The sequence below is a fragment of the Pseudomonas sp. BF-B-15 genome, from assembly GCF_019946675.1.
In the GTDB taxonomy this organism is placed as follows: Bacteria; Pseudomonadota; Gammaproteobacteria; order Pseudomonadales; family Pseudomonadaceae; genus Aquipseudomonas; species Aquipseudomonas migulae.
Genome location: NZ_JAGYFZ010000005.1, coordinates 25643 through 50752 on the forward strand (window position 1 = coordinate 25643; position 25110 = coordinate 50752).

Here is a 25110-nt window from a genome sequence, read left to right on the forward strand (position 1 = left end):
ACTCTTCATCAAACTGTCACGTAACTGTGGCAGCGCGCTTCAACAAACTTCATCAGACTCGCGCTCTACTGGGGTTCTGCGTTTCGGTGTTTTTCATGCGTGCACGATTTTTATCAACGGCGGCCTTCCTGGCCGCGTTGTTCTTTGGCCTTCCGTCCTTTGCGGCGTCTCGATGCGATGTCAATGTTCCGACCGAACGGGTCGATCTGGCGCAGGTGAGCCTGGCGTACCAGAGCATCGGCCGCGCCTCCGATCCGGCGTTGCTGCTGGTGATGGGCCTGGGCGGGCAGTTGATTCACTGGCCGGACGAGGTGGTGGTTGCGCTGTGTCAGCAGGGTTTTCGGGTGATTCGATATGACAATCGCGATGTCGGCCTGTCCACCTGGCGGCAATCGCCTGCCGACGCCAACCTGACCTTCGAAGTGCTGCGCTACAAACTCGGTTTGCCGGTATCGGCGCCGTACTCCCTGACCGATATGGCCGACGATGCGCTGGGCTTGATGGATGCCTTGCACGTCGAGCAATTCCACGTGCTGGGCGCGAGCATGGGCGGGATGATCGCCCAGCACATGGCAGCCATGGCGCCGCAGCGGGTCGAGAGCCTGACGCTGATCATGACCAGTTCCGGTGCCGAAGGCTTGCCGGCGCCGAACGCGGCGCTGGTGCAATTGCTTTCGCGGCGTGGCGCGCCGAATCGTGAGGTGGCACTGGAGCAGCAGGCTGATTTGTTGGCGGCGCTGGGTAGCCCGTCGGTGAGTGATGATCGGCAGGCGCTGTTGCATCAGGCGGCGCAGTCCTATGACCGTGCGTTTAACCCCGAGGGCGTGAAGCGTCAGATCATGGCGATCCTCGCCGAGCCGAGCCGGGTGGCACTGCTCAATCAACTGCGGGTGCCGACGCTGGTGGTTCATGGCACTGCCGATCCGCTGTTGCCGGTAATGCATGGCGTGCACCTGGCGGCGCATATTCGTGGCAGCCAGTTGAAGCTGATTCCGGGGCTGGCCCATCGTTTTCAGGAGGCCTTCAAAGCGCCATTGCTTGCGGCGGTGCTGCCCTATTTGCAGGCCCATCGCGAGGACACTTCGCATTGGGCGCAGATCGATCCGGTGGCCGAACACAACCTCCTGTAACCCCCAACCGCGTAGGAGCGAGGCTTGCCCGCGAAGGCGGCCTGACAGCCAACCAATTTCTAGCAGATGTACTCAGACCCACAGGTGTATCGTTCAACTTTTCCGGCCCGTATCCAGCCTGCGAGGTGAGTGATGAGTACCCCCCTGAAAATCGATTTCGTCAGCGACGTGTCCTGCCCCTGGTGCGTTGTCGGGCTGTACGGCCTGACCCGTGCCCTGGATCTGCTGGGGGGCGAGGTCCAGGCCGAGATCCGTTTCCAGCCGTTCGAGCTGAACCCGAAGATGGGCCCGGAAGGTCAGAACATCACCGAACACATCACCGAGAAATACGGCTCGACCCCCGAGCAGTCGCAGAAGAACCGCGAAATGATCCGTGCGCGTGGCGCCGAAGTCGGGTTCGCCTTTCGCACCGACGGCAACAGCCGCATCTACAACACGTTCGATGCGCATCGCTTGCTGTACTGGGCGGGGCTGGAAGGGTTGCAGTTCAATCTGAAAGAGGCGTTGTTCAAGGCGTATTTCACGGAGGGCGGCAATCCGTCCGACCACGCGCAGCTGGCTCAGATTGCGCAAAGCGTTGGTCTGGAGCGGGAGCGGGCCGAGGCGATTCTGGCCTCGGACGAGTTCGCTAAAGAGGTGCGTGAGGAAGAGCAGTTGTGGTTGTCGCGGGGGGTGAGTTCGGTGCCGACGGTGGTGTTCAACGGGCAATATGCGGTCAGTGGCGGGCAGCCGGTGGAGACGTTTGTGGGGGCGATTCGGCAGATCATGAGTGAATCAAAAGGCGGGACTGTAAGCTGATCGCTTGGTTGACTGGATTGATTACTGGGGGGCGGGCTTGCTCCCACGGTTAGGATGGGGGGCATATCCGTTGCTGCGGTAATGGCGGCTGACGGTTTCGCTTTTACAGCGAGTCACTTGGAAAAGCCCCAAGTAACCAAGGGCTCTTGCCCCTTTCGTTCGGTGCCTCGCTCCGGTCCTGCTCCGTGGGCCCGCCGCCATCGGCCATCCATGGCCGGGGGCGGCTAACCCGGCATCCATGCCGGGTTGCCCACTGCGCAGAACCTGCGCTCGGCCTCTCGAGGGGGCGGTGCGTCCAGATCAAAAGCTGAAGGCGAGCTAACGCTCGGCCTGATGAGTGGTGAAAAGCAAAAGCACACGCGATTCCCTGTAGGAGCCGGCTTGCCGGCGAAAAACGCCCGGACACCGCGTTCATTCAGGCAGCCCGCGTTATCGTTGACGTCCATCGCCGGCAAGCCAGCTCCTACAATTTTGAATCGTGTGAACCCAATCCCCGTGTAGGAGCCGGCTTGCTGGCGATAGCGGTGGATCAGTCGACGTTTGTATTGGCTGGACGGACGCCATCGCCAGCAAGCCGGCTCCTACAGGGGGAATGTGCAAACATCCAAAACTAGTGCGGCCACCACAGTGCAGGAGTGTGTACACGACCGAAGAGCCAGGTCGGCTTTCAGGCCGCCTCGGCTGCGGTGGCGGTAGCCGCCCCCTCGAGAGGCCGAGTGGAGGTTCTGCGCAGTGGGCAACCCGGCATGGATGCCGGGTTAGCCGCGCACGGCCAAGGATGGCCGATGGCGGCGGGCCCACGGAGCAGGACCGGAGCGAGGGCATGCCGAGCCTAGGCGAGGCACCGAACGAAAGGGGCAAGAGCCCTTGGTTACTTGGGGCTCTTCCAAGTGACTCGCCGTAAGGGCGAAACCAATAGCCGCCATCACCGCAGCAACGGATATGCCCCCCCAACCCCACCATTATTGCGATTCCAGCAATTAATCTATGCAACACAGTTGCTGTTTCCTCACACATGAACTCATTACCATACCTTCATAGTTAGGTTGCTAATGAAGTTAAAGAGGTCAGCATGCAAAGCAAAGTCGATGTCGCCGTCATGATCGGCAGCGGTGTGCCCGCCAGTTTGCGAGCGCAGGGGCAGAGCGTCTGCTGGGTCGTGCTGCTGAACGGCGAACGCCGGGGGACGGCATTCTCCCGTCGCGATGAAGCGGAGGAGTGCAAGGCTGCCTGGTTGGCCCAATTAAGCGCCGAAGCCCCCGACAGCCTGCATTGACTAGTGAACCTGATGCATACGCAGATTCAGGTCATCAACCACCCGTGACCAATCAGCGTCCTCACGCAATTGTTCTTTCAGGAAACCGGCCTGTTGCGGCGTCCAGAACTCGGCATCTATGAGCTTTTTATCATCGGGCATAGGCGAATGACTGGCGATGAAGTCGTCGATGGCCTTCTCGCTGGAGTCCAGGCCGAGTTGGTCGAACAAGCCTTTCAAGTCGTGTGTAGGTGAATCCATCTGCATCTCCTTGAGGTCATTCAGTCGCATCGAGTGTGCAATCGGCAGTGCAGTGTCATTGCATCTGAGGGAGCCGCGCACCAAGAGTTCGATAGGGGTTTAGCAGCTTTCTCCGGAATCGCCACAATGATGGCAATGGGCTATTGTCTGTCGGGGCCTCAACGATTACGATGCTGTCGCGTTTTTGGCGTCACAGAGCCGCCATTCAAAGAGTTCGAACAAGGATGTAGGCGACACTCGCTCCCCAGGATTTCCGCCTTTCAGTGCTGAATTGCCCATCCCTTGCGCGATTTTCTTTCGAGTCGACGCGTCCCCGATCCCGTATGAAAAGGATGTAAGCAGTGAAGCGTCTTGTTTATCTGATGGCCATCGCGCTTGGCCTGTCGCTGACTGGTTGTGTGTCGTTCACACCGCTGGGCCCCATTGGCGAACCCTTGAACCCCGCGCCATCCACCCTTGATCGTAGTGCCGAGATCAGCGACGTCGTGATTTCCGCCCCCGATCTGGACGACAAGGTGCGTGTCGCCGGCAGCCAACAGTTGACCGAGCAGATCAGCGTCTATGTCGACAAAAGCGATTACTTCAAGCGAATCGTGGCGTTCCCGGCCAAGGCCGGTGAGGACGACGTGGTGCTCAAGTTCAACCTGACCTCGCTGGCAGGCAAACGCACCATGCACCCGGCTTACCTTCCAGGTGCGCTGTTGACCTTGACCCTCTGGATCTGGGTCGACGGTCCGATTTACGTCGACAAATACGACCTCGCGGGTGAACTGATCATCGAAGACCGTCAGGGCAAGCAACTGGCCAGGTCGGTCGAGAAGGTGAAGCTCGACAAGAATGTCGGCATGTGGAATGCCGATTATCTCAATCCCCGCCTGGGCGGTACTCAGCTGCGCGAATTGATCGCTCAATTGCTGGCCGGTGCCACCCCTCAACTGCGTACAGTGTCAAAGGAAGTGGCTGCACATGAATAAGTACCTTTTGGTTTTGCTGTTGATGGCCAGCAGCGCCCTGACTGGCTGCATTTCCTACTCCCAGCACAACTTGCCACCGGTGGATCAGTGGCCACCGGCCCAGGCCCGGCAAGACAAGCCCAGTGCTTATCTGCACGTGACCATTCAGCAGAAGTTCAACGGCGAACTGTCGGGCGCCGGGGACAATGCGGCGCTGGTGGAAAAGAACATGCTGGAAACCTTCAAGGAATCCGGACAGTTCAAAAGCGTGACCACGGACAAAGTTGACTCGAACTTGTACGTCACGAGTACGTTGACCAACAACGAACAAGGCAATATCGCCAGTGCCTGGCTGACGGGATTCACGTTTTTCGTGATCCCGACTACGTACAGCAATACCTTCACGCTGGAAACGGTGTTCAAGGATCAGGAAGGCAACGTGCTGGGCAAAATCGTCAAGCAGGAGAGCACTCGCACCTGGTTGCAGATTCTGCTGATTGTCGGGGCGCCGTTCAATGAACGAGGGGACGTGTTGCTCAAGCACTTGACCCAAAGCACGCTGGATGAAGCGGTCAAGCGCAAGCTGATCTGATCGATTGTCGCTATGACGGCGTGCAACCTGTGCAAGGTTGGCACGCCGCTGACACCTCTCGGGCCGAGGTGCCGACCTTGTCGGCGAGGCCCGTTCTGGCCTGATACAGCGCGCTGGCGGTCATGAAAATCGCGCTGTCCAGCGCCGGCTCCCGGACTTGTCCACCCCCATTTCAGGCTTTCAATGCCCCATCATCGACCGCAAGCTTCAGTGCCTTGGCGGCTTCCTTTGCGGCGATTTCGGCGACGTCCGAGGTTTTGAACCAACGATCCTTCTCGACCTGGTGATACGACACCGTGGTCAGCGGCGGTTTGGCGCGCATGACAATGACCGCCTGGAATTCGCCTTCGACTTCTCTGGCTTCGCCCCGGATAAAAAATTCACCGATATCAAATTCCGTCACGTAGCAGCCTTCCCCTGGAAATGTCCTGTTGTGTTGAACGCCGTCCGACTTGGGAACGGGTTTCATTGGTTCGGCAGTATGGCAGTAGTTGCCTGCCGACGGCTGAGTTAAGTCGTCGGCATGACGAAACGTCTATGAGAAGGGACTGAGCGTAACGCTTAGCGATGTAATTCGAGCTGGCGGGCGAGTGCACATGCTTCGTTGTGGTCGCTGCGGAAACCTCTGACATGGCCAGTGGAAATTTCTTTGATGTGGAAGAACGCATTACCGGCCAGAACAACCTGAAAACGCGGTGTGGCAAGCGTTTCAGGGTCAAGTTCAGGGTGTTGAAACCCCGCCGCGTAGAGCGTCGACGGGTTGCTTGAGTAAGGCGCGAGGGGACGGGCGAAGTGTGTCAGGGTGCACATATGAAGTCCTTTTCGTTATTTTGCCGACGTGTGTACATCGTTTTGGGTAGTCTCGAAGAGCATCGCTGCTCTAGAATCACCGTCACTGGTGGGCGATTGATGGTTATCTAAAGCAATTTTTTGCCGGCGATATGTCGGAAAAGTGCTTTTTTTAAAGAGTTTTTTCCCTAAGGTTGGTAATCCGTTTTTTCTGGCAGTCAGAAGGGCTTTTTCCTTCAACCTCTGACGAACTCCAGGCAAGACGACGCGAGTGACTTTCCATTAGTCTTCTTACGCCTCGCGATGAATGAGCCCTCTGCTCGTTTCAGGATTTCAACACGGGTCATTTGGCGACACCTTCGGCATTGCCGCTTTTTTCTGCTGTGCGCTGTTTGCAGGCGTGCGGCATCATTTTCAGATGTGGGGATGTTTCCTTGGCAGTAAGTAATCTCGATATGCATGCTTTGTTCGTGCTGGGTGATTTGCGCGCAAAGCTGGTCAAGCAGTTCCAGTCACGTTTTGTGTACATCACCGAACAGAACGCCGAAGGCATTTACATTGCCGAGATCGACACCGAATCAGCACTGGTGGTGGACGACAAGCCAGGCCTGAAACTTAAAGTCGGCGATCATTTCAGCGCTTCGGTTTTGCCCAGTCGCGAAGGCGGCAAGCTGGACATCAAGTTCCGCGAAATCAAACTGACGGTGTATGGCCTGGGCGATTACGCGTTCGTGACCACCGCCGACGGTCACGGGATCGTGTTCAAGGAAGGTCACAGCGTGGTGATGGTATTTGCCGCCCACCAACAATTGCAGGAAGGCCTGACCAAAACCCTGAAAGCCGTGACGGCCAAGGCCGCCAAGTGGCGCAAGGGTGAACTGGTAACCTTCAAGGCCAGCGAGTAATGCCCCTGACCCGCGCCGATTTTCACATACAGAACCAGGCCAGCGCCCAGGTGGAGGCCCAGCGACTGTTCGAACAGAAGGCCATCCTGCAAGGGGCCTGGCTGGGGTGGGTGGCGTCGCAGATCTACACGTTACGCCCGGCGGAATACGCCAGCATGGTCAGAAGAGAGCTGGCGCGCTTGCAGGAAATTTCCGAAAAATAATCCTCGCCCCTCGAAAGCAGGAACCTCTACTACAGTCAGTTGACTGAGTATTTTGAGGCTTGCGGTCTTTATCAGGCCATCCTGCTATTGCTGTGAACAGCACGAGGTGCAAAAGCATGAACGGATTTCGACGGTTGCTGGCCACTGTTCTGGTCGCTTTCGGTCTGGGTTCACCCATTCCGGTATTCGCCGCCCAGGCGCCGATCCACTTCGCCGACCTGAACTGGGAAAGCGGCAGCCTGATCACCGATATCCTGCGGATCATTGTCGAGAAGGGCTACGGGCTGCAGACCGATACCTTGCCGGGAACGACCATTACCCTGGAAACCGCCCTGGCCAACAATGACATTCAGGTCATTGGCGAAGAATGGGCCGGTCGCAGCCCGGTCTGGGTCAAGGCTGAAGCCGAAGGCAAAGTCGCGAGTCTTGGCGATACGGTGAAGGGCGCCACCGAAGGCTGGTGGGTGCCCGAATACGTGATCAAGGGCGATCCGGCCAAGGGTATCAAGCCGCTGGCCCCCGGCTTGCGCAGTGTCAGTGACCTGCCGAAATACAAGGACGTTTTCAGTGACCCGGAAAGCCCGGGCAAGGGGCGCTTCCTCAACAGCCCGATCGGCTGGACCTCGGAGGTGGTCAACAAGCAGAAGCTCACGGCCTATGGCTTGAACGACAGCTATGTGAATTTCCGCAGCGGCTCCGGGGCGGCGCTGGATGCGGAAATCAGTTCGTCGATCCGTCGTGGCAAGCCGGTCCTGTTCTATTACTGGTCGCCTACGCCCTTGCTCGGGCGCTTCAAACTGGTTCAGCTGGAAGAACCGCCGTTCGATGCCGAAGCCTGGAAAACCCTGACCGACGCCGACAACCCCAATCCGAAACCGACGCGCTCACTGCCCTCGAAGCTGTCGATTGGGGTGTCCACACCGTTCCAGAAACAATATCCGCAGATTGCCGAGTTCTTCAGCAAGGTCGATTTCCCCATCGGCCCGTTGAACAAGGCGCTGGCTGATATGAGCGAGAAACACACTCCACCGCGCCAGGCGGCGGAGGCGTTCATGAAGGCGCACCCGGATGTGTGGCAGGCGTGGCTGCCGAAGGATGTGGCGGATAAAGTCTCCGCCGAGTTGAAATGATGGGTGCCGCTGATATCACCGGACTGTAGGAGCCGGCTTGCTGGCGATAACGACCTCGAAATCGATGCAGAACGCTCGGGCCTCATCGCCGGCAAGCCGGCTCCTACAGTGGATCGTGTTGTTCACTTTATTCAGGCCAGCCACAACATCCCTTGTAGGAGCCAGCTTGCTGGCGATGGCGGCCTCCAATTCGATGCCGAACGCTCGGGCCTCATCGCCGGCAAGCCGGCTCCTACAGTGGATCGTGTTGTTCACTTTATTCAGGCCAGCCACAACATCCCTTGTAGGAGCCAGCTTGCTGGCGATGGTGGCCTCGAAATCGATGCCGAACGCTCGGGCCTCATCGCCGGCAAGCCGGCTCCTACAGTGGATCGTGTTGTTCACTTTATTCAGGCCTGCCACAACATCCCTTGTAGGAGCCAGCTTGCTGGCGATGGCGACCTCCAAACCGATGCAAAACTTTCGGGCCTCATCGCCAGCAAGCCGGCTCCTACAGGGAGTGTGGATCGAGCACTAAAACCGGGTTTGCACGGCCAGCTCAAAAGTCCGCGGTGTACCCAGGTAATACGCGGGCGACACGTGCGCAAACTCGGCATACACCTCGTTGGTCAGGTTGCGTACCCGACCAGTGACGGTGGTGTGCCGATCGACCTTGTAGCTGAGAAACGTGCCGTAAAGCGTATAGGACGGTACGGTCATCGTGTTGGCGCTGTCGGCAAACACCGAGGCTACGTACCGCGCATCGACCCCCCCTTGCCATTGCGGCGCAAAGTCATAGGTCAGCCACAGATTGCCGACCCGGTCCGGCACGTTGGTCGGTGTGTTGCCCTTGCGTGAAACCACCACACCCGCAGCATTCTTCTCGGTGAACTCGTCGTACTGAGCGTCAACCCAGGCAAAGTTGCCTTCGGCCAACAGCTTGTCGGTGATCCGCAGCGAACTGGCCAGTTCGATGCCTTTGGACGTCTGCTGGCCCACGGGAATGCTAAGCGTCGGGTCCTGCGGATCGGTCACCGCGAAGTCTTTGCGCTCAATCGTGTACGCCGCCAGCGTCGCCGAACCGCGCCCGTCCAGATAGTCGAATTTGCTGCCGACTTCCCATTGCTTGCCGGTCGAGACATCAAAATCCTGTGTGCCGTTGGGTTGTTCGGCAGCGGTGCTGTATTGCACGTAGACGTTGGCGTCAGGGATGAACTGGTAGGTCAGGCCGACGCGACCAGTCACAGGTTCCCAGCTACGTTTGAGATGACGTGGATTGCTGGCGGTCACTTCCCGGTGGTTGGTCACGTCCAGATCGATGTCGTCGTAACGCAGGCCGGTCAGCAACGACAATTTATCGGTCAGCGCCAGGCGGTTCTCGGCGAACAGCGCCTTGGTGGTGACTTCGTTGGTCTTGTCGCTGACAAACCCCGGCCGGGTGCCCGGGATGTCGTAGAAATGCCCCGGCTGAAAGTTGTTCGGGTCGACCGTGCTCGCGCCTTTGACGTTCAGCGGCGAATTGGTGGTCTGGTTGACCTTGTACTCGAAACCGCCGGACCAGGTGGTGTCCAGGCCAAACAGCGTGTTGTCGTGACGCAGTTCGAACTGGTTGCCGTTCTGCTCGCCCTGATGGCGCACCTGGTACGCCGTGGAGCGGTTCACTGCGCGGTTGTTGGCGCTGTACTGATAGGTTTCCAGGTTGCGGTAATCGCGCTGACTGTCGAGGTGATAAAGCGTGTTGCGCAGGGCGGTGCTGTCGTTGATCCGGTAATCGATGATCGAGCGCACCCAGATTGTGCGTTGCTCGTAACGGCCGTCCTCGACGTTGTAGTTGTTGAAGCGGTTGTGCTTGTCGATCTTCAGTTCACCGGCCTTGGGGTTGAGCACTGGCGTGCCCCAGTAAGGGCTGTCTTCGTGTTCATCCTGATATTCCAGGGCCAGGGTGTGGGACAGGTTTGGCGTCAGGTCACTGAGCAGCGAAAACGCGACGCTCCACGCATCGCGCTCCTGGCGATCAATGTAGCCGTTGCCGGTGTTGTGGCTGACATCCAGCCGCGCGTAATGCTGCACATCCGCGCCGGCTTCACTGAGCGCGTGATTAAGGCCGAACGCGGTCTCGGTGGTGTCGTAACTGCCGTAGCTGACCCGGCCTTCGACCGCTTGCTCTTCACGGGTCGCCAGTTTGGTCACGTAGTTCAACGAACCGCCCACGGAGCCGGCGCCATTGATCAGCGATGACGGGCCGCCCACCAGCTCCACCCGATCATAGATCCACGCATCCACGGGCCGGGCAAGGCCGCCGGAGACGTTCACGCCATTGAACATCTGGGTGATCTGGCTGCTGGTGAAACCACGGTAGGAAACGAACCCGCCGAAACCCGGCGGTGCACTGGCATTCACACCGGGCAAGGTGTTGGCGGCATCCTGGAAGTTCTGCGCGCCGTGGCGTTCGATGTCATTGCGGTTGGCAATCGCCACCGACGCCGGGGTTTCACGCACGCTCAGCCCCAGTCGCGAGGCCATGCCGCTGGATTGGTCCAGGCTCAGACCCGGCTCGGCGGGTGCTTCGCCATCAATGGTGATTGGTGCGAGGTCCACTGTGGATTGTGCCCAGGCGTTAACGGACAGGCAGCCGATCAGGCTGGCCAGCAAAGGAATGGTTTTCATCGATGAATCCTGAATGCTTGCTAGGAAACAGCGCACAGGCGAACGCCTCGCGTTGGCGAAGTGAGCTGATTGAATGGCGAAGGATTCAGGCGAACGGCGGGGCGCGGGGGTTGGCCGAAGGCCAGGTGAAGCGGGCAGGGAGGTCGGCGTTGGCGACGACCGCCAAGGGTGGACTGTGTGTTTGCGGGAGGATCGCCAGGGTCAGGCTGGAATTGAGCGCCGGGCCCATGCCTCCGGTGGAGCACAACGGGCAGCCGAAGGCTTTCGACAGGGTCGGCAGTTGCTCCTCGGACGTGTTTGAGGAAGCAGGTGCCTGAGTGCGAGGGTCAACCGTACAGAACTGACCGCCGAGGCCGTTGAGCTGCGCCCCGACCATTTGTCCGTGACCGATGCTGCAGGCGAACACATTGAACAGGACGCAGCAATAAAGCATCCATGCAATGAGTGAGCGATCGGTCCGGGCGAGTTTCATGGGGTGGCACTTTACCACCGTTGATCAGCCGCGCACTTCTAAAAATGCCGACTAGGATGATTCTGTTAATTCACTTTCAAGGATCCTCGACATGACGTTTGTGTTGGCTCAGTGGCTGGTGACGATCTTCGCGGTGATAAGCCTGATACATGTCTACTGGGCGCTGGGTGGCCAGTGGGCTTTCGTGGCGGCCGTGCCGCAAGTGCCGGGGGAGGACGGCGCGCAATCGCGACCCGCGTTCAAGCCTTCGAGGTGGCTGACGTTATTGGTGGCTTTCGGATTGCTGCTGATTGCAGCGCTGGTGTGTTTGCGCGTTGGCTGGTGGGTGCCGGCGGTGCCCCATCAATCGCTGCAATGGGTGATCAGCGCCATTGCGATGCTGATGTTTGCCCGGGCGATCGGCGATTCGAACCTGGTGGGGTTTTTCAAGCAGGTCAAGGGATCGGAATTTGCCCGGCTGGATACGTGGGTGTATTCGCCGTTGTGTGTGGTGTTGGGGGCGGGGTTGTTGGTCGTTGCCTGGATTTGAAAAGCATCGCCGGCAAGCCGGCTCCTACAGGTGAACACAAACCCTTTGTAGGAGCCGGCTTGCCGGCGATGAGGCCCGAATAATCAACACAAACTCAGGGGACTAACTCCCACTCTCCGTCCGCCGGCTACTCACCTCAGCCGGCACATCATCCCCCGCCATGCGCTTGCGGAACAACGCCGCCCGCGCCAGCAGCAGCGTGGTCACCGGCACCGTAATCGCCAACAGGATCGGGATCAGCCAGGCATGCAGCACCGGCCCGGACTTGAGCGCCGAAAAGTAGATGATCGACCCCAGCGCCACGCACCACGCACCCAATGTCGAGGCCAGCGCCGGCGGGTGCATGCGTTGAAAATAATCCTTCATACGCACCAGCCCGATCGCCCCGATCAGCGCAAAAACACTGCTGAGTACCAGCAGGATCGCCACCGGGATTTCCACCCACAGAGACAGTTCAGCGTTCATTCGATCACCTCGCCACGCAGCAGGAATTTCGCCAGGGCAAACGAGCCGACGAAGCCGAACAGCGCGATCAGCAGCGCCGCTTCGAAGTACGTGTCACTGGCATAACGAATACCCAGTGTCAGCATCATCAGCATCGCGATGATGTACAGGTAATCCAGCGCCAGAACCCGGTCCTGCGCCGACGGCCCTTTGAACAGGCGGATCAGGGTCAGGACCATCGCCAGCGAAAAAATGAACAGGCTCAGCAGAACCGCATTCGACAGCAACGGGCTCATTCGAAAATCTCCATCAACGGGCGTTCGTAGGTCACCTTGAAATGCTCGATGAACAGCGCTTCGTCATCCAGATCGAAGACGTGCAGCAACAAAATGCTGCGGTCCAGCGCCAGTTCGGACCAGACCGTACCGGGCACCACCGTGCAGATCATCGCCAGTGCCGCCAGGCCGTTGGCGTCGCGCAAATCCAGCGGCACCTTGATGAACCGCGAGCGCGGCGGGCGTCGACCGGCGTTCAAGACACCCCAGGCCACAGCAAGGTTGGAGACCAGCACGTCGCGACCGACGATCAAGAACAAACGCAGAATCACGCCGGGACGCCGAATGCGGATCGGCAGGGGGCGCAACTTGCGCATCATCAACGGCGCACAAAACCCGAGCACGGCACCCAGTAGCAGATTGCCGGGGCTTATCGACAGGTTCAGCACCAGCCACAACAACCACAGCGCCAGCGACAACCAAGGTGCAGGAAACAGACGCTTCATGGTTGCACCTCCGCGAGTGCGGCTTTGGCTTCCGGACTCGGAACTGCCCGGGTGCCAAGCACCGCCATCACGTATTGCTGCGGATTGTTCAAGGTTTGTGCGGCGGCCTGGGTGTAACGCAGCAGCGGCTCGGCCTTGAAGGTCAGCAGAATGCTCAGGCCCAACAGCGCGATGATCGGCACGCATTCGAGCCGTCGCAGCAAGGGTGATGGCCGTTCTTCAGGCGTCCAGAAACGCTGGATGCCCAGGCGCGAGAAGGCAATCAACGACGCCAGCCCGGAGAGAATCAGCAACGCCAACAAACCCCACGCGGCGTTCGACACCGGTTCATCCGCGCCATTGCCCAGGCCCAGCGGGTTGAGCAGGGCGTGCAGTAAACCGAGTTTGCCGATAAAGCCGGACAGCGGCGGCATGCCGATGATCAGCAACGCGCAAGCGATGAAGCTCAAGCCGAGAAACGCCATGGTCCATGGAATCACCTGGCCGACCACGGCTTTCTGTTCATCGTCGAGGTTGATGCCTTTGGGCGGTTGCAGGGATTCCATCGGCCGCGCAATCAGGTCGGCGTCATCGAACAACGGCATTTCATTGGCCGAGCGCGAACGTTCGATCAACTCGGCCAGCAGGAACAACGCGCTCAACGCCAGGGTCGAGCTGACGAGATAGAACAGCGCCGCGCCGATCAGGTTCGGCTGGGCGAAACCGATGGCCGACAGCAGAATCCCTGCCGACACCAGAATGCTCAGGCTGGCCATGCGTTCCAGACGTTGCGCGGCGAGGATCGCCACGGCGGCGCAGACGATGGTTGCCATGCCGCCGTAGATCAGCCAGTCGCCGCCAAAATACGCCGACGCGCCGGCCTGGCCGGAGAACAGCAAGGTCCACAGGCGCAGCAAGGTGTAGACGCCAACCTTGGTCATGATCGCGAACATCGCCGCCACCGGCGCGCTGGCCGAGGAATAGGCCGGCACCAGCCAGAAATTCAGCGGCCACATCCCGGCCTTGGCCAGGAACGCCACAGCGAGAATCGCCGCGCCGGCATGCAGCAAGCCGCGATCGGCTTCCGGCACCAGCGGGATTTTCAGCGCCAGGTCAGCCATGTTCAGGGTGCCGGTGACGCCGTAGATCAGCGCCGCGCCAATCAGGAACAGCGAAGAGGCCAGCAGATTGATCGAGATGTAATGCAACCCCGACGACACCCGCGCCCGGCCCGAACCGTGGAGCATCAGGCCGTAAGATGCCGCCAGCAGCACCTCGAAAAACACGAACAGGTTGAACAGGTCCGCCGTCAGGAACGCGCCATACAAACCCATCATCTGGATCTGGAACAGCGCGTGGAAACTCGAACCGGCGCCGTCCCATCGGGCCATCGCGAACAGCAGGGCGCTGACGCCGATGATCCCGGTCAGTACCAGCATCAGCGCGGACAGGCGATCGACCACCAGCACGATCCCGAACGGTACTTGCCAGTTGCCCGGCAGGTAGACGCCGATGGAGCCGGGCACATCAGTGGTTTGCGTCCATTGCAGCAACAGCACGGCGATGCCCAGCCCCAAGAGGCTGGAGAGCAGGTTGATTTTAGCCTTCAGCGGGCGGTGCTTCTCGCCCAGCATCAGCATGATGGCGGCGGTCAGCAGCGGCAACAGAATCGGTGCGGCGATCAGGTGCGTCATCGCATTCATTCTTTAGGCTCCCGGCCATCCACATGGTCGGTGCCGGTCAAGCCACGCGAAGCCAGCAGCACGACGAGAAACAGCGCGGTCATGGCGAAGCTGATCACGATGGCGGTCAGCACCAGCGCTTGTGGCAGCGGGTCGGTGTAATGCAACAGATCTTGCGGCACGCCGTCCTTGATGTTCGGCTCTTTGCCGATGAACAGACTGCCCATGCTAAAGATGAACAGATTGACGCCGTACGACAGCAGGCACAGGCCCATGACCACCTGGAACGTCCGTGGCCGTAGCACCAGCCATACACCGGACGCGGCCAGTACGCCGATGGCGATTGCGATGACTTCTTCCATCAGACGGCTCCTTTCGTGGCGACGGATCTGGGCTGGGCAGCGGTTTTATGGCCGCGTACCGATTGGTGGCCGAGGGCGGTGAGGATCAACAGCGTCGAGCCGACCACCACCGAGTACACGCCGATGTCGAAGAACAGTGCGCTGGCGATGTGAATGTCGCCCAATACCGGCAGTTCGGCATGCCAGGTGTGGGTGGTCAGGAACGGATAGCCGACCGCCATCGCCCCGAGCCCGGTGACCGTGGCGAACAGCAAACCGGTGCCCATCCAGCGCAGTGGGCGCAGGCTCATTTGTGCCTCGACCCACTGCGTGCCGGCGACCATGTATTGCAGGATGAACGCCACCGACATCACCAGCCCCGCGACAAACCCGCCGCCCGGCTGGTTGTGGCCGCGCATGAACAGGTAGATCGAGACCACGAACGCAATCGGCAACAGCATGCGCACCAGCACCGCCGGGACCATCATGAAGCCGAGCGCGGTGTCGCTGGCGTGACGTGGGTTGACCAGATCGGTGACCACGTCGGGCGCGAGCAAGCGTTGTTGCGCCGGCAGTTGCAGGCTTTCTTTCGGCGGGCGGAAGCGTCGCAACAGCGCGAACACGGTCAGCGCCACAGCCACCAGCACGGTGATTTCGCCGAGGGTGTCGAAGCCACGGAAGTCCACCAGCATCACGTTGACCACGTTGCTGCCGCCACCTTCCGGCAGGGCTCGGCTGAGGTAGAACGAGGAAATATCGTTGGGCGTCTGGCGCGTCAGCATTGCGTACGACAGCAACGCCATGCCGCCGCCGACAGCGATCGACAGCAGCAAGTCGCGCAGACGCCGGATGCGTGCCTTGCGCAGGCTGCTCGGCAGCGGCGAGACCTCTTCGATCCGTCGCGGCAACCAACGCAGGCCCAGCAGTATCAGCACCGTGGTCACCACTTCAACCACCAGTTGCGTCAGCGCCAGATCGGGCGCGGAGAACCAGACGAAGGTGACGCAGGTCATCAGTCCACAGACGCTGACCATGGTCAGTGCCGCGAGCCGGTGATACTTGGCTTGCCACGCCGCGCCGAGGGCACAGGCAATCGCCAGCAGCCACAAGGTCACGAACACGATCGAGCCCGGAATCTTCGGCCGGTCACCCCAGCTCAGGCTGCTGTGCAGCATCGGGATCAACCCGGCCAGCACGGCGGCGAGCACCATCAGGAACAGCTGGGTTTGCAGGCGTCTGGTGCTGATCCGCCGCTCCAGGCGACGGGCCAGGCGCATCATGATCACCAGGCTGCGCTCGAACAGACGCTTGCCGTTGAACAGGCCAATGACCGGCGGGTATTTGAAACGCCCGTGCTTGAACTGGTTGCGCAGCAGCAGGTAGAGCACGATGCCGCCGGACATGGCTACCAGGCTCATGATCATCGGCGCGTTCCAGCCGTGCCAGATCGCCAGGCTGTATTCAGGCAAGGTGCCGCCAACGACGGGCAGGGCAGCGGCAGCCAGTAACGAGCCGACCACTTGTGCCGGGAAAATCCCCACGATCAGGCAGGTGAACACCAGCAATTCCACCGGTGCACGCATCCAGCGTGGCGGTTCGTGCGGGGTGTGCGGCAGGTCGGTGGCGGTCGGGCCGAAGAACACATCAACCGTGAAGCGCAGTGAATAGGCGACGCTGAACGTGCCGGCGATGGTCGCGACGATGGGCAGGGTCAACTCGATCCAGGCGGTCGCGTTGATGAATACCGTTTCGGCGAAGAACATCTCTTTCGACAGGAAACCGTTGAGCAACGGCACGCCCGCCATCGAGGCACTGGCGACCATGGCCAACGTCGCGGTGAACGGAATCAGTTTGATCAGGCCGCTGAGTTTGCGAATGTCGCGGGTGCCGCTTTCGTGGTCGATGATCCCGGCGGCCATGAACAGCGATGCCTTAAAGGTGGCGTGGTTGAGGATGTGAAACACGGCGGCCACGGCAGCCAGTGGACTGTTCAGGCCCAGCAGCAGGGTGATCAGGCCTAGGTGGCTGATGGTCGAGTACGCGAGCAGGCCTTTGAGGTCGTTCTGGAACATCGCGCAGTACGCGCCGAGTAACAGGGTGCAGGCACCGGCGCCGCTGACGATGTAGAACCATTCCTCACTGCCGGACAACGACGGCCACAGCCGCGCCAGCAGAAACACCCCAGCCTTGACCATGGTCGCCGAGTGCAAATACGCAGAGACCGGTGTCGGCGCCGCCATCGCGTGGGGCAGCCAGAAGTGGAAGGGGAATTGCGCGCTTTTACTCAGGGCGCCGATCAGAATCAGGGGAAGCAGAAGAGGGTAGAGGGCATGTGCGCGAATCAGATCGCCGGCGGCCAGGACCTTATCCAGGTCATAGCTGCCGACCACATGGCCAAGCAGCATGACCCCCGCCAGCAGGCACAAACCGCCCGCGCCGGTGACCATCAGCGCCATGTAAGCGCCGCGTCGCGCATCGGCGCGGTGGTGCCAATAGCCGATCAACAGGAATGAAAAGAGGCTGGTCAGCTCCCAGAAAAACACGATCTGGATCAGGTTGCCGGAAATCACCAGGCCGAGCATGGCGCCCATGAACGCCAGGAAAAACGCGAAGAACCGCGGCACCGGGTCATCCGGCGACATGTAATAGCGGGCATACAACGACACCAGCGTGCCGATGCCCAGCACCAGCATCGAGAACAGCCAGGCAAACCCGTCCATGCGCAGAACAAAGTTCAGGCCGAGGCTGGGTAGCCAGAAAAACTCTTCGCGAATGACGCCACCATCGGCGATCTGCGGGTACAGGAGTGCTACCTGGACGGTGCCTATGAGGGCAACGACGCCAGCCAACAAAGATTCAGTGTTACGCGCGTTGTGCGGCAGCACGGCTGCCAGACAGCTGCCGACAAAGGGCAGAAGCAGTAGAACTATCAGGGACATAGGCTTCTAATCTGCGGAAGTTTGTGAAGCATCATACGTGCCAGTCCCCGGATCACCAAACGGCAAGCTGTGGCAGAATCCTACAAGGTAGACGGAAAAAGCCTGATTCACATTGTTTCAGGGGGCTGTGTTCAACGGGGCTGGACCCTTTGTGAGCCAGCTCGCTCCCACAGGTTAAGGCGAGGTTTTGCGGATACATCCGATCCCTTGTAGGAGCCGGCTTGCTGCGGGCGGCGTTCCGACGATGGCGTCCTTATCCATTGCTGCGGTGACGGCCACTTATGGTTTCGCCCTTACGGCGAGTCACTTGGAAAAGCCCCAAGTAACCAAGGGCTCTTGCCCCTTTCGTTCGGTGCCTCGCTAATGCTCGGCATGCCCTCGCTCCGGTCCTGCTCCGTGGGCGCGCCGCCATCGGCCATCCATGGCCGGGGGCGGCTAACCCGGCATCCATGCCGGGTTGCCCACTGCGCAGAACCTGCGCTCGGCCTCTCGAGGGGGCGCTCAGATCAAAAGCTGAAGGCGAGCTAACGCTCGGCCTGATGAGTGGTGGGAATCAAAAGCGTATGGGGTTCCCTGTAGGAGCGAGGCTTGCCCGCGAAAAACGTCCGGACAACGCATTCATTCAGACAGCCCGCGTTATCGTTGACGTCCATCGCCGGCAAGCCAGCTCCTACAGGAGGGATGTGTACATGGCGACCAGCAACACCGGGATATCGCACTCATTGTTGGTCATCGATATGTACGGGTTCATGCGTCACCTTCCGCTTGAGCGGCGTGCATGCCGTCAATAGAGGCCTGTCCCCGTGAGCGCGGTGCCGATCATATGTTTGGCATGTTCCGCAGCGTCGAGCAGCGGGATGTCGGGTTGTACGGCAAAGCGGTGAAGGTCGATGTGGTCGCAAGGGGTGAAGACGATTTATCAGGCGCTTCAAATCTTGAGACTTACCCCTGAGTCTCGCGCTCCAACTCTTCCTCAACCGCAGCAGCCTTACCCTTGGTCTTCAATTCACTCACAATCACCGCCGCCACAATCAACCCCGCGCCCACCAACGCAATCGCCGGCAACCGCTCCCCGGCGATTCGCCCAACGATCCCGGCCCACACCGGTTCACCGGCATAGATCAACGTCGCCCGCGTCGGAGAAACGCTCTTCTGCGCCCAGTTCATCGCCACCTGAATCGCCGCACTCGCCGCACCGAGGCCCAGCGCGCTGCACAGCAAAAACCATGAAAAGTCAGGAATGACTTCCTGAGTCGGCACCACCAGCAAGAACGACAACACCGAAGTGGTCGCCAATTGCACCACCGTCACCCGGCGCACATCGACCTGGCCGGCGTAGGTGCTGATCAGGATGATCTCCGCGGCAATCGCGATGGCGCTGATCAGCGTGGCGATTTCACCCGGACTGAAGTTGAACGAAGCGCCCGCGGGCCCCGACAGCAACATCAACCCGGTAAACGCCAGCATGATCCCGATGCTCGGCATCAACCCCGGACGCCGCCCCAGCACCAGCCATTGCAGCAACGGCACGAAGGGTACGTACAGCGCGGTAATAAAGGCCGACTGACTGCTTGGAATGCTCTGCAACCCGACGGTCTGCAAGCCGTAGCCAAGCATGATCGCCACGCCGATAAAGGCGCCGGCCTTGAGTTCGAACAGGGTCATTTCCCGCAGATGACGCCAGGAGAACAGGGCGACGATGCACGCGGCGGCGGCAAAGCGCAGGCCGACGAAGAACATCGGGCCGCTGACGGTCATCGCGTGCTGCACCAGCAAGAAGGTCCCGCCCCAGACCATGGTGATCAGCACCAGCACGCACTCGGCCTTGCTGAATTTGCGGGAAGAAGCCGGGGAGGAATTCAACGACGTCATGACCTTGCGCGCTACCTGAGGGCGACGCACAATGCGCCGAATGTTGCGCAGTATACTGCCCAACCCCGATAAGTGAGCAATATAGTGCACAAAGATTCAACGCAGCGGGCTTCGGTCCTTCAGCACGTCAGTCTGAACGTTCGGCGCCTGCGCCACGCCGCCGACATGAGCCAGACCACGCTCGCCGAAAAGTCCGGGGTCAGCCGCCGGATGCTGGTGGCCATCGAGGCCGGCGAGAAGAACGTGAGCCTGACCACCCTCGACCGCGTGGCCGAAGCGCTGGATGTGGCCTTCAGCGACCTGATCCAGGCGCCGGACGCCCGCGACCCGAGCCGCATCAATGAAGTGGCCTGGGCCGGGGTGATTCCGGGCAGCAAAGCCGTGTTGTTGTCCAAAGCCACCGCCACCCGCGAAGTGGAACAGTGGGAGTGGTGCCTGCAACCGGGGGAGATTTATCCGTCGCAACCGGATGCAGAAGGTTGGAGCGAACAGATCTACGTGTTCGAAGGTTGCCTGACGCTGATGGTGCGCGACACGCCGCATAACATCGGCGCGGGGGAGTTTTTCATGTTCGCCAGCAACCAGCCTCATTCCTATCGCAACGATGGGGAAGTGGCGACGCGATTTGTGCGAAATGTGGTGATCTGATTTCGGATACCGCTCATCTGAAATGATGCGCTACCTGTTATTTATGACAGTAGGCGGGCGGGGTGATTGTTCTTTAAATATCGTTTAGTACGTTGTACTCGTGACTTGCCCTGACTGCCGGGTAGGGTTTGCCCGACCGTCCACTGAACGGAGTTGGATAAATGGCTTTATTACCAGCGCTCCAAATGAAAGAAGCTGTAGGTGGGGTGATTAAACTTACAGATGTTCCGGCGGATGGCGCTACGGCCCTCATTCCTGAGCCCGACAATAATTTTCCCCGTGAAGATGTCAGCGTATTTATTGAGCGTCAGGAGTATCTGCTGAAGCTCGGCGTGCCGACCGATGGTTATTATCAAGTAAAAGTACCAAAAAGTACTTTGCTTGATCATGTAGGGCCGAACAAACAGTTCAAATACATCATCTGGCATGACGCGACCGGAGACCTCTCTGATTCAATAAATTACGAGATCTTGCGTTCTTGATTGAGTGGAATAACAAAGCGCTCGACCTCTATGAAAGGGGCGAGCGTTTTGCTGTCAGAAGTGTTTGTCGAGCAACAGTAAATCCACAGATTGTCTCGCTTCATTTAGTTAAGTCATTTAAGTTTTGTCGGTAACGTGCTGATTAATAAGGATTCAAAATATTGGCACGACTTCTGTAGAGGTGTTTGGGTATTCACCTGACGCTGGAGTCGCGTAATGACAATCTCAGCCCAACCCCCTCGCACCGTCCACGTCATCCATTCGGATGCCGAGGCAATCGCCGTCGCTCACAAACTCGCTGCACGCTTCGCCGTCGAGGCCAGCGTGCGTGATCGCGAGCGCCGCTTGCCGGTCGCCGAGCTCGACGAGTTTTCCGCCAGCGGCCTCTGGGGCATCACCGTTCCCAAGGCATACGGTGGCGCCGGCGTTTCCTACGTGACCGTCGCCGAAGTGATCAAGATCATATCCGCCGCCGATTCTTCCCTTGGCCAGATCCCGCAAAACCACCTCGGCGTGCTCGACATCCTGCTGCAAACCGCCAGCGAAGAGCAGAAGCGCTACTACTTCGGTAAAGTCTTGCAGGGTTACCGTTTCGGCAACGCTTTCTCCGAGTCCAAAAGCAAAAACGCCGGGGCCTTTGAAACCCGCATTCGTTTCGACAAGGACACCGCGCAGATCGACGGCGAGAAGTTCTACTGCACCGGCGCGCTGTTTGCGCACATCGTCCCGGCGGTGGCGGTCAACGAGCAGAACCAGGCGTTCATCGCGTTCATCGAGCGCGACAATCCCGGCCTGACCGTGATCGACAGTTGGGACGGTTTTGGCCAGCGCACCACCGCCAGCGGTGGCGTCACGTTGAATGCGGTTAAGGTGCCGTTGAGTGCGGTGATCCCTGCTCACAAAGCGTTTGACGAACCCACTGCGGACGGCCCGATTTCACAGATCATCCAGGCAGCGGTGGACACCGGCATCGCCGTCGGCGCGCTGGAAGAAACCAAGCGCTATGCCCGTGAATCCCGGCCATGGATCGACAGCGGACAGGATCACGGTTGGCAGGACCCGTTCAGTATCGCCGCCATCGGCGATCTCGAATGGCGGGTCCACGGCACCGAAGCGATCCTCAAGAAAGCCGGGCAAGCCATCGACGCGGCGTTGCTCAATCCCAATGAAGACACGGTGGCCCACGCCTCGGTGGTGGTCGCCCAGGCCAAAGTTCTCTCGGCGGAAATCGCGCTGCTCGCCAGCAGCAAACTTTTCGAGCTGGCCGGGACCCGCTCGGTGCTCGGCAAGCACAACCTTGACCGCCACTGGCGCAACGCCCGCACGCATACGCTGCACGACCCGGCACGCTGGAAATACCACCTGATCGGCAACTACCTGCTCAACGGCGTCAAGCCTGCGCGCCACGCCTGGAACTGAGGAGTCCACCATGAATGCCTTGACCCAACCGATTGTTGCCGGGCAACCCCTGGCCAAAAGTCAGCACGACTTGCACAACGCGCGCAGCTTGCTCGATGCGACCCTGCGCTTCGTTCGTCAGCAGAGCAAAAACACGGACGATCCGTTTGTCATCAGTCGCTTCGGCGATGTGCACATCCGCATCGAAGTTGCCGCCGCGCTGCTAGAGCGTGCGGAGGATTTTTTGAATAGCCATGAAGATGCCACTGAGGTCAGCGTCGCCATTGCCGAGTCTCACCTTGCCAGTGCCGAGGCGCTGAGCGCGGTTAGCGATGCTGAATTCGAACTGACTGGGCAGCGCACTGTGTTGCCTGGATCTCTGCAGGATCCGTTGCGCTGGAAGCTTCACCTTATTGGCAATTTTCGACTGAATGGCATTCATCCGGCGAAGTTTTCTTAGGAAGCTTCCGGACAAATAAAAAAGTTTTTCGATAACAACTCCAAGCCTGTCGCAATGACAGGCTTTGTCGTAGCCGAATTCGTGCTCGACGCGGCCAGTTAAACCTCCGTTACCACTCGTCTGAAACGCATGTTGACCTGTTATTTCTGACAGTAGACGCCCTCGCATTACCGGTTTTATATATAAGTCAGTGCAAGTGCATGCACTAACCCAGATTGGGTGTCGAAATCCGAACCAATCCGAAAGTTATATTTGATTTTTAAAGGGAAGTGCGAAATGTCAAACGAACTGGATGCTCCAAAGGTGGAAGTAACGAAGTTTAACTTTGAAATTTCTACTCCTCCGTCTACTAATAAAAATACAAAAAATGGTCAGCTTGTTCACGGCTGGTTTAAGCCAGGGGAGCTTAATTATTTTTCGTTAGGTACACACGAAGTGAAAAAAGATGGCGAGCAAGCAAATTTTAAAATTGAAAAGAACCACGAAAAGCTAAAGGGCCAAAAAACTGTAGCGTTTAGATATGATCTGGAAAATGCAGACGGCAGTGAGCGGCATAAGTCGACTGCCGTTACAGTTGCAAACCCTGGTTCTTGATTATTAATAGTTGATATGCAAATAAGTGCTCTTGTCTGCCTGCAGATTCGAGCGCTTTCAATCGCAGGTGTTGCTCTGCAAACAGTTGTTCAGCATTTTGTGTTGTCAGATGGATTCCTGTTTCTTGTCGTACGGCATGAAGTGTCGAAGTTTAGTGGCTTATCTATTATGGCGCGACTCCTGCATTAGGACTCTCATATCCTTCAGGAGTCCGAAAGTCATGTTGTCCACTTCTGCTATTCCCCGTTTTAATCGCACTATCGCCTGCGCGGTTTCAGGAGTATTGCCTGATGCCTCGTGAAATCCGCCTCAACGCTTTCGACATGAACTGCGTCGGTCACCAGTCGCCCGGTTTATGGGCACACCCACGGGACCGCTCATGGCAGTACAAAGACCTCGAATACTGGACCGATCTGGCGAAAATCCTCGAGCGCGGCAAGTTCGACGGGTTGTTCATCGCCGACGTGCTTGGCATCTACGACGTCTACAACGGCAACGGTGATGCGGCGATCCGTCAGGCGGCGCAGGTGCCGGTCAACGATCCGCTGCAACTGATTCCGCCGATGGCGCTGGTCACCGAACATCTGGGTTTCGGCCTGACTGCGTCGCTGTCGTTTGAACACCCGTATCCGTTCGCCCGACGCCTGTCGACCCTCGATCACCTGACCAAGGGCCGCGCCGGCTGGAACATCGTCACCTCGTACCTGGAGAGTGGCGCGAAGAACCTCGGGCAGAAAAACCAGACCGAACACGACGCCCGCTACGACTTCGCCGAAGAGTACCTGGAGGTTTGCTACAAACTCTGGGAAGGCAGTTGGGAAGAGGGCGCGATCCTGCGCGATCGCGAGCGTCGGATTTTCAGTGATCCGAGCAAAATCCACGAAATCCAGCACGTCGGCAAACACTTCCAGGTGCCGGGCATTCACCTCTGCGAACCGTCACCGCAACGCACGCCCGTGCTGTACCAGGCCGGCGCATCGAGTCGCGGCAAGCAGTTCGCCGCTGAACATGCCGAATGCGTGTTTGTGGCAGCGCCGTCGAAAGTGCTGCTGAAAAAGACCGTGGCCGACATTCGTCGTCGCGCCGCCGAGGCTGGGCGTGATCCGTCGAAGATCCTGATCTTCAATCTGCAGACGGTGATCCTCGGTGAGACCGACGCCAAGGCCAAAGCCAAGTTCGAGGAATACAAAACCTGGGTCAGCTACGAAGGTGCGATGGCATTGATTTCGGGCTGGACCGGGATCGATTTCAGTCAGTTCAAACCGGATGAGCCGCTCAAGCATGTGCACACCAACGCCATCCAATCGGCGGTGGAAGCGTTCTCCACGGCCGATCTGAACAAGGTCTGGACGCCGAATGAACTGGCCGACTGGGTCGGGATTGGCGGGTTTGGTCCGCTGTTTGTCGGCAGCCCCGAGACGGTTGCCGATCTTTTGCAGGAGTGGGTTGAAGAGACCGATGTGGACGGCTTCAACCTGGCCTATGCGCTGACGCACGAAACCTTTATCGACGCCGTGGAACTGCTGGTGCCGGAGTTGCAGAAGCGTGGGGTCTACAAGACCGAGTACGCACCGGGGACCTTGCGCGAGAAGTTGTTCGGGGAGGGCGCGCGGTTGCCGGAGATACATCCGGGGGCGGGGTATCGGGATTTGGCGGGGTTGCGGCAGCAGGGGAAGAAAGTGGTGTCTGCCTAGACGCCATCGCCGGCAAGCCGGCTCCTACAGGATTCGTGTTGCCGGTGATTTCCGTGGACGACACAAAACCCTGTAGGAGCGTGGCTTGCCCGCGAAGAGGCCGGTACATCCAGCATTGATGTCGGCTGTCACG

At 59.2% G+C, this 25110-nt stretch carries 28 protein-coding genes; 15 read left to right on the top strand and 13 right to left on the bottom strand.

Annotated features, from left to right (window positions below; genetic code table 11):
* Nucleotides 1-95: 95 nt before the first annotated feature.
* The 3 genes from KGA97_RS02825 (at nucleotide 96) to KGA97_RS02835 (ending at nucleotide 3204) form a co-directional block, all read left to right on the top strand.
* Nucleotides 96-1130: an alpha/beta fold hydrolase gene (locus KGA97_RS02825; RefSeq protein ID WP_008043579.1), complete on the top strand. Its 1035-nt coding sequence runs from the start codon at nucleotides 96-98 to the stop codon at nucleotides 1128-1130.
* A 132-nt stretch (nucleotides 1131-1262) separates the two neighbouring features.
* Nucleotides 1263-1928, top strand: coding sequence for a DsbA family oxidoreductase (locus KGA97_RS02830; protein WP_223480180.1), 666 nt, complete (start codon nucleotides 1263-1265; stop codon nucleotides 1926-1928).
* 1072 nt (nucleotides 1929-3000) lie between these two features.
* Nucleotides 3001-3204: a hypothetical protein gene (locus KGA97_RS02835; RefSeq protein WP_008035852.1), complete on the top strand. Its 204-nt coding sequence runs from the start codon at nucleotides 3001-3003 to the stop codon at nucleotides 3202-3204.
* Here the strand turns inward: KGA97_RS02835 and KGA97_RS02840 are convergent, their stop codons facing one another.
* Nucleotides 3205-3444, bottom strand: a complete 240-nt coding sequence (locus KGA97_RS02840) for a DUF2789 domain-containing protein (RefSeq protein ID WP_192417524.1) — start codon at nucleotides 3442-3444, stop codon at nucleotides 3205-3207. It abuts the gene before it with no gap.
* Nucleotides 3445-3785: 341 nt separating this feature from the next.
* Here KGA97_RS02840 and KGA97_RS02845 point away from each other — a divergent pair, with 341 nt between their 5' ends.
* Together KGA97_RS02845 and KGA97_RS02850 are read left to right on the top strand one after the other, a co-directional pair.
* A complete protein-coding gene (locus KGA97_RS02845; protein WP_223437563.1) occupies nucleotides 3786-4418 on the top strand; it encodes a hypothetical protein in 633 nt (210 codons plus the stop codon).
* The gene (locus KGA97_RS02850) at nucleotides 4411-4989 is read left to right on the top strand and encodes a hypothetical protein (protein WP_008044092.1); all 579 of its coding nucleotides are present in this window, start codon (nucleotides 4411-4413) and stop codon (nucleotides 4987-4989) included. Before KGA97_RS02845 ends, KGA97_RS02850 begins: the two co-directional genes overlap by 8 nt.
* Nucleotides 4990-5161: 172 nt before the next feature.
* On the opposite strand, the gene KGA97_RS02855 is transcribed toward KGA97_RS02850, so the two are convergent.
* On the bottom strand, nucleotides 5162-5392 hold the full coding sequence (locus tag KGA97_RS02855; protein WP_008044090.1) for a hypothetical protein: 231 nt from the start codon (nucleotides 5390-5392) through the stop codon (nucleotides 5162-5164).
* A 158-nt stretch (nucleotides 5393-5550) separates the two neighbouring features.
* Nucleotides 5551-5799: a hypothetical protein gene (locus KGA97_RS02860; protein WP_192496340.1), complete on the bottom strand. Its 249-nt coding sequence runs from the start codon at nucleotides 5797-5799 to the stop codon at nucleotides 5551-5553.
* Nucleotides 5800-6212: 413 nt separating this feature from the next.
* Here KGA97_RS02860 and KGA97_RS02865 point away from each other — a divergent pair, with 413 nt between their 5' ends.
* The 3 genes from KGA97_RS02865 to KGA97_RS02875 all read left to right on the top strand — a co-directional run bounded on the left by KGA97_RS02865 (nucleotide 6213) and on the right by KGA97_RS02875 (nucleotide 8016).
* Nucleotides 6213-6683, top strand: coding sequence for a hypothetical protein (locus KGA97_RS02865; RefSeq protein ID WP_008035847.1), 471 nt, complete (start codon nucleotides 6213-6215; stop codon nucleotides 6681-6683).
* Nucleotides 6683-6886 (top strand): hypothetical protein, encoded by a 204-nt coding sequence (locus tag KGA97_RS02870; protein WP_008035846.1) that lies wholly within the window; start codon nucleotides 6683-6685, stop codon nucleotides 6884-6886. The genes KGA97_RS02865 and KGA97_RS02870 overlap by 1 nt, the downstream gene beginning before the upstream one ends.
* A gap of 116 nt (nucleotides 6887-7002) precedes the next feature.
* Nucleotides 7003-8016 carry an ABC transporter substrate-binding protein gene (locus tag KGA97_RS02875; RefSeq protein WP_207286269.1) on the top strand — a complete coding sequence of 338 codons (1014 nt, stop codon included), beginning with the start codon at nucleotides 7003-7005 and terminating at the stop codon, nucleotides 8014-8016.
* A gap of 15 nt (nucleotides 8017-8031) precedes the next feature.
* Here the strand turns inward: KGA97_RS02875 and KGA97_RS02880 are convergent, their stop codons facing one another.
* The 3 genes from KGA97_RS02880 to KGA97_RS02890 all read right to left on the bottom strand — a co-directional run bounded on the left by KGA97_RS02880 (nucleotide 8032) and on the right by KGA97_RS02890 (nucleotide 11134).
* Nucleotides 8032-8463: a hypothetical protein gene (locus KGA97_RS02880; protein ID WP_223480181.1), complete on the bottom strand. Its 432-nt coding sequence runs from the start codon at nucleotides 8461-8463 to the stop codon at nucleotides 8032-8034.
* A gap of 66 nt (nucleotides 8464-8529) precedes the next feature.
* Entirely contained in the window at nucleotides 8530-10662 is a 2133-nt protein-coding gene (locus tag KGA97_RS02885) for a TonB-dependent receptor (protein WP_223480182.1), read from the bottom strand.
* 85 nt (nucleotides 10663-10747) lie between these two features.
* Nucleotides 10748-11134: a DUF2946 domain-containing protein gene (locus tag KGA97_RS02890; RefSeq protein ID WP_008029173.1), complete on the bottom strand. Its 387-nt coding sequence runs from the start codon at nucleotides 11132-11134 to the stop codon at nucleotides 10748-10750.
* A 91-nt stretch (nucleotides 11135-11225) separates the two neighbouring features.
* Here KGA97_RS02890 and KGA97_RS02895 point away from each other — a divergent pair, with 91 nt between their 5' ends.
* A complete protein-coding gene (locus KGA97_RS02895; RefSeq protein ID WP_223480183.1) occupies nucleotides 11226-11663 on the top strand; it encodes a DUF3995 domain-containing protein in 438 nt (145 codons plus the stop codon).
* 102 nt (nucleotides 11664-11765) lie between these two features.
* On the opposite strand, the gene KGA97_RS02900 is transcribed toward KGA97_RS02895, so the two are convergent.
* From KGA97_RS02900 to KGA97_RS02930, 7 genes are all read right to left on the bottom strand, one after another.
* The gene (locus KGA97_RS02900) at nucleotides 11766-12128 is read right to left on the bottom strand and encodes a Na+/H+ antiporter subunit G (RefSeq protein WP_008029177.1); all 363 of its coding nucleotides are present in this window, start codon (nucleotides 12126-12128) and stop codon (nucleotides 11766-11768) included.
* Nucleotides 12125-12403, bottom strand: coding sequence for a K+/H+ antiporter subunit F (locus KGA97_RS02905; protein ID WP_008029179.1), 279 nt, complete (start codon nucleotides 12401-12403; stop codon nucleotides 12125-12127). Before KGA97_RS02905 ends, KGA97_RS02900 begins: the two co-directional genes overlap by 4 nt.
* Nucleotides 12400-12888, bottom strand: coding sequence for a Na+/H+ antiporter subunit E (locus tag KGA97_RS02910; RefSeq protein ID WP_207286266.1), 489 nt, complete (start codon nucleotides 12886-12888; stop codon nucleotides 12400-12402). The genes KGA97_RS02905 and KGA97_RS02910 overlap by 4 nt, the downstream gene beginning before the upstream one ends.
* Nucleotides 12885-14570 carry a monovalent cation/H+ antiporter subunit D gene (locus KGA97_RS02915; protein WP_223480184.1) on the bottom strand — a complete coding sequence of 562 codons (1686 nt, stop codon included), beginning with the start codon at nucleotides 14568-14570 and terminating at the stop codon, nucleotides 12885-12887. Before KGA97_RS02915 ends, KGA97_RS02910 begins: the two co-directional genes overlap by 4 nt.
* Nucleotides 14567-14911, bottom strand: a complete 345-nt coding sequence (locus KGA97_RS02920; protein ID WP_008029186.1) for a Na+/H+ antiporter subunit C — start codon at nucleotides 14909-14911, stop codon at nucleotides 14567-14569. Before KGA97_RS02920 ends, KGA97_RS02915 begins: the two co-directional genes overlap by 4 nt.
* The gene (locus KGA97_RS02925; protein WP_008043759.1) at nucleotides 14911-17829 is read right to left on the bottom strand and encodes a monovalent cation/H+ antiporter subunit A; all 2919 of its coding nucleotides are present in this window, start codon (nucleotides 17827-17829) and stop codon (nucleotides 14911-14913) included. The genes KGA97_RS02920 and KGA97_RS02925 overlap by 1 nt, the downstream gene beginning before the upstream one ends.
* Before the next feature lie 942 nt (nucleotides 17830-18771).
* Nucleotides 18772-19791: a DMT family transporter gene (locus KGA97_RS02930; protein ID WP_223480185.1), complete on the bottom strand. Its 1020-nt coding sequence runs from the start codon at nucleotides 19789-19791 to the stop codon at nucleotides 18772-18774.
* Here KGA97_RS02930 and KGA97_RS02935 point away from each other — a divergent pair.
* From KGA97_RS02935 to KGA97_RS02960, 6 genes are all read left to right on the top strand, one after another.
* Nucleotides 19786-20349 (top strand): helix-turn-helix domain-containing protein, encoded by a 564-nt coding sequence (locus tag KGA97_RS02935; protein WP_192417537.1) that lies wholly within the window; start codon nucleotides 19786-19788, stop codon nucleotides 20347-20349. The two genes, KGA97_RS02930 and KGA97_RS02935, sit on opposite strands and share 6 nt — an antisense overlap.
* 161 nt (nucleotides 20350-20510) lie before the next feature.
* Nucleotides 20511-20831 carry a hypothetical protein gene (locus tag KGA97_RS02940; protein ID WP_008043182.1) on the top strand — a complete coding sequence of 107 codons (321 nt, stop codon included), beginning with the start codon at nucleotides 20511-20513 and terminating at the stop codon, nucleotides 20829-20831.
* A 216-nt stretch (nucleotides 20832-21047) separates the two neighbouring features.
* Nucleotides 21048-22250 (top strand): SfnB family sulfur acquisition oxidoreductase, encoded by a 1203-nt coding sequence (locus KGA97_RS02945; RefSeq protein ID WP_223480186.1) that lies wholly within the window; start codon nucleotides 21048-21050, stop codon nucleotides 22248-22250.
* A gap of 10 nt (nucleotides 22251-22260) precedes the next feature.
* Nucleotides 22261-22689: an acyl-CoA dehydrogenase gene (locus KGA97_RS02950; RefSeq protein WP_223480187.1), complete on the top strand. Its 429-nt coding sequence runs from the start codon at nucleotides 22261-22263 to the stop codon at nucleotides 22687-22689.
* Between the two features lie 276 nt (nucleotides 22690-22965).
* A complete protein-coding gene (locus tag KGA97_RS02955; RefSeq protein ID WP_223480188.1) occupies nucleotides 22966-23283 on the top strand; it encodes a hypothetical protein in 318 nt (105 codons plus the stop codon).
* 290 nt (nucleotides 23284-23573) lie between these two features.
* Nucleotides 23574-24977: an LLM class flavin-dependent oxidoreductase gene (locus KGA97_RS02960; protein ID WP_223480189.1), complete on the top strand. Its 1404-nt coding sequence runs from the start codon at nucleotides 23574-23576 to the stop codon at nucleotides 24975-24977.
* The last annotated feature ends 133 nt before the right edge of the window (nucleotides 24978-25110 follow it).

Excerpts from the sequence above, each read along its gene's own strand:
- KGA97_RS02925 (WP_008043759.1), bottom strand. The coding sequence starts at position 17,829 with ATGTCCCTGATAGTTCTACTGCTTCTGCCCTTTGTCGGCAGCTGTCTG.
- KGA97_RS02840 (WP_192417524.1), bottom strand. The coding sequence starts at position 3,444 with ATGGATTCACCTACACACGACTTGAAAGGCTTGTTCGACCAACTCGGC.
- KGA97_RS02875 (WP_207286269.1), top strand. The coding sequence starts at position 7,003 with ATGAACGGATTTCGACGGTTGCTGGCCACTGTTCTGGTCGCTTTCGGT.
- KGA97_RS02870 (WP_008035846.1), top strand. The coding sequence starts at position 6,683 with ATGCCCCTGACCCGCGCCGATTTTCACATACAGAACCAGGCCAGCGCC.
- KGA97_RS02955 (WP_223480188.1), top strand. The coding sequence starts at position 22,966 with ATGTCAAACGAACTGGATGCTCCAAAGGTGGAAGTAACGAAGTTTAAC.
- KGA97_RS02830 (WP_223480180.1), top strand. The coding sequence starts at position 1,263 with ATGAGTACCCCCCTGAAAATCGATTTCGTCAGCGACGTGTCCTGCCCC.
- KGA97_RS02825 (WP_008043579.1), top strand. The coding sequence starts at position 96 with ATGCGTGCACGATTTTTATCAACGGCGGCCTTCCTGGCCGCGTTGTTC.
- KGA97_RS02835 (WP_008035852.1), top strand. The coding sequence starts at position 3,001 with ATGCAAAGCAAAGTCGATGTCGCCGTCATGATCGGCAGCGGTGTGCCC.
- KGA97_RS02945 (WP_223480186.1), top strand. The coding sequence starts at position 21,048 with ATGACAATCTCAGCCCAACCCCCTCGCACCGTCCACGTCATCCATTCG.
- KGA97_RS02860 (WP_192496340.1), bottom strand. The coding sequence starts at position 5,799 with ATGTGCACCCTGACACACTTCGCCCGTCCCCTCGCGCCTTACTCAAGC.
- KGA97_RS02890 (WP_008029173.1), bottom strand. The coding sequence starts at position 11,134 with ATGAAACTCGCCCGGACCGATCGCTCACTCATTGCATGGATGCTTTAT.
- KGA97_RS02950 (WP_223480187.1), top strand. The coding sequence starts at position 22,261 with ATGAATGCCTTGACCCAACCGATTGTTGCCGGGCAACCCCTGGCCAAA.
- KGA97_RS02885 (WP_223480182.1), bottom strand. The coding sequence starts at position 10,662 with ATGAAAACCATTCCTTTGCTGGCCAGCCTGATCGGCTGCCTGTCCGTT.
- KGA97_RS02895 (WP_223480183.1), top strand. The coding sequence starts at position 11,226 with ATGACGTTTGTGTTGGCTCAGTGGCTGGTGACGATCTTCGCGGTGATA.
- KGA97_RS02900 (WP_008029177.1), bottom strand. The coding sequence starts at position 12,128 with ATGAACGCTGAACTGTCTCTGTGGGTGGAAATCCCGGTGGCGATCCTG.
- KGA97_RS02850 (WP_008044092.1), top strand. The coding sequence starts at position 4,411 with ATGAATAAGTACCTTTTGGTTTTGCTGTTGATGGCCAGCAGCGCCCTG.
- KGA97_RS02960 (WP_223480189.1), top strand. The coding sequence starts at position 23,574 with ATGCCTCGTGAAATCCGCCTCAACGCTTTCGACATGAACTGCGTCGGT.
- KGA97_RS02910 (WP_207286266.1), bottom strand. The coding sequence starts at position 12,888 with ATGAAGCGTCTGTTTCCTGCACCTTGGTTGTCGCTGGCGCTGTGGTTG.
- KGA97_RS02920 (WP_008029186.1), bottom strand. The coding sequence starts at position 14,911 with ATGGAAGAAGTCATCGCAATCGCCATCGGCGTACTGGCCGCGTCCGGT.
- KGA97_RS02940 (WP_008043182.1), top strand. The coding sequence starts at position 20,511 with ATGGCTTTATTACCAGCGCTCCAAATGAAAGAAGCTGTAGGTGGGGTG.
- KGA97_RS02915 (WP_223480184.1), bottom strand. The coding sequence starts at position 14,570 with ATGAATGCGATGACGCACCTGATCGCCGCACCGATTCTGTTGCCGCTG.
- KGA97_RS02905 (WP_008029179.1), bottom strand. The coding sequence starts at position 12,403 with ATGAGCCCGTTGCTGTCGAATGCGGTTCTGCTGAGCCTGTTCATTTTT.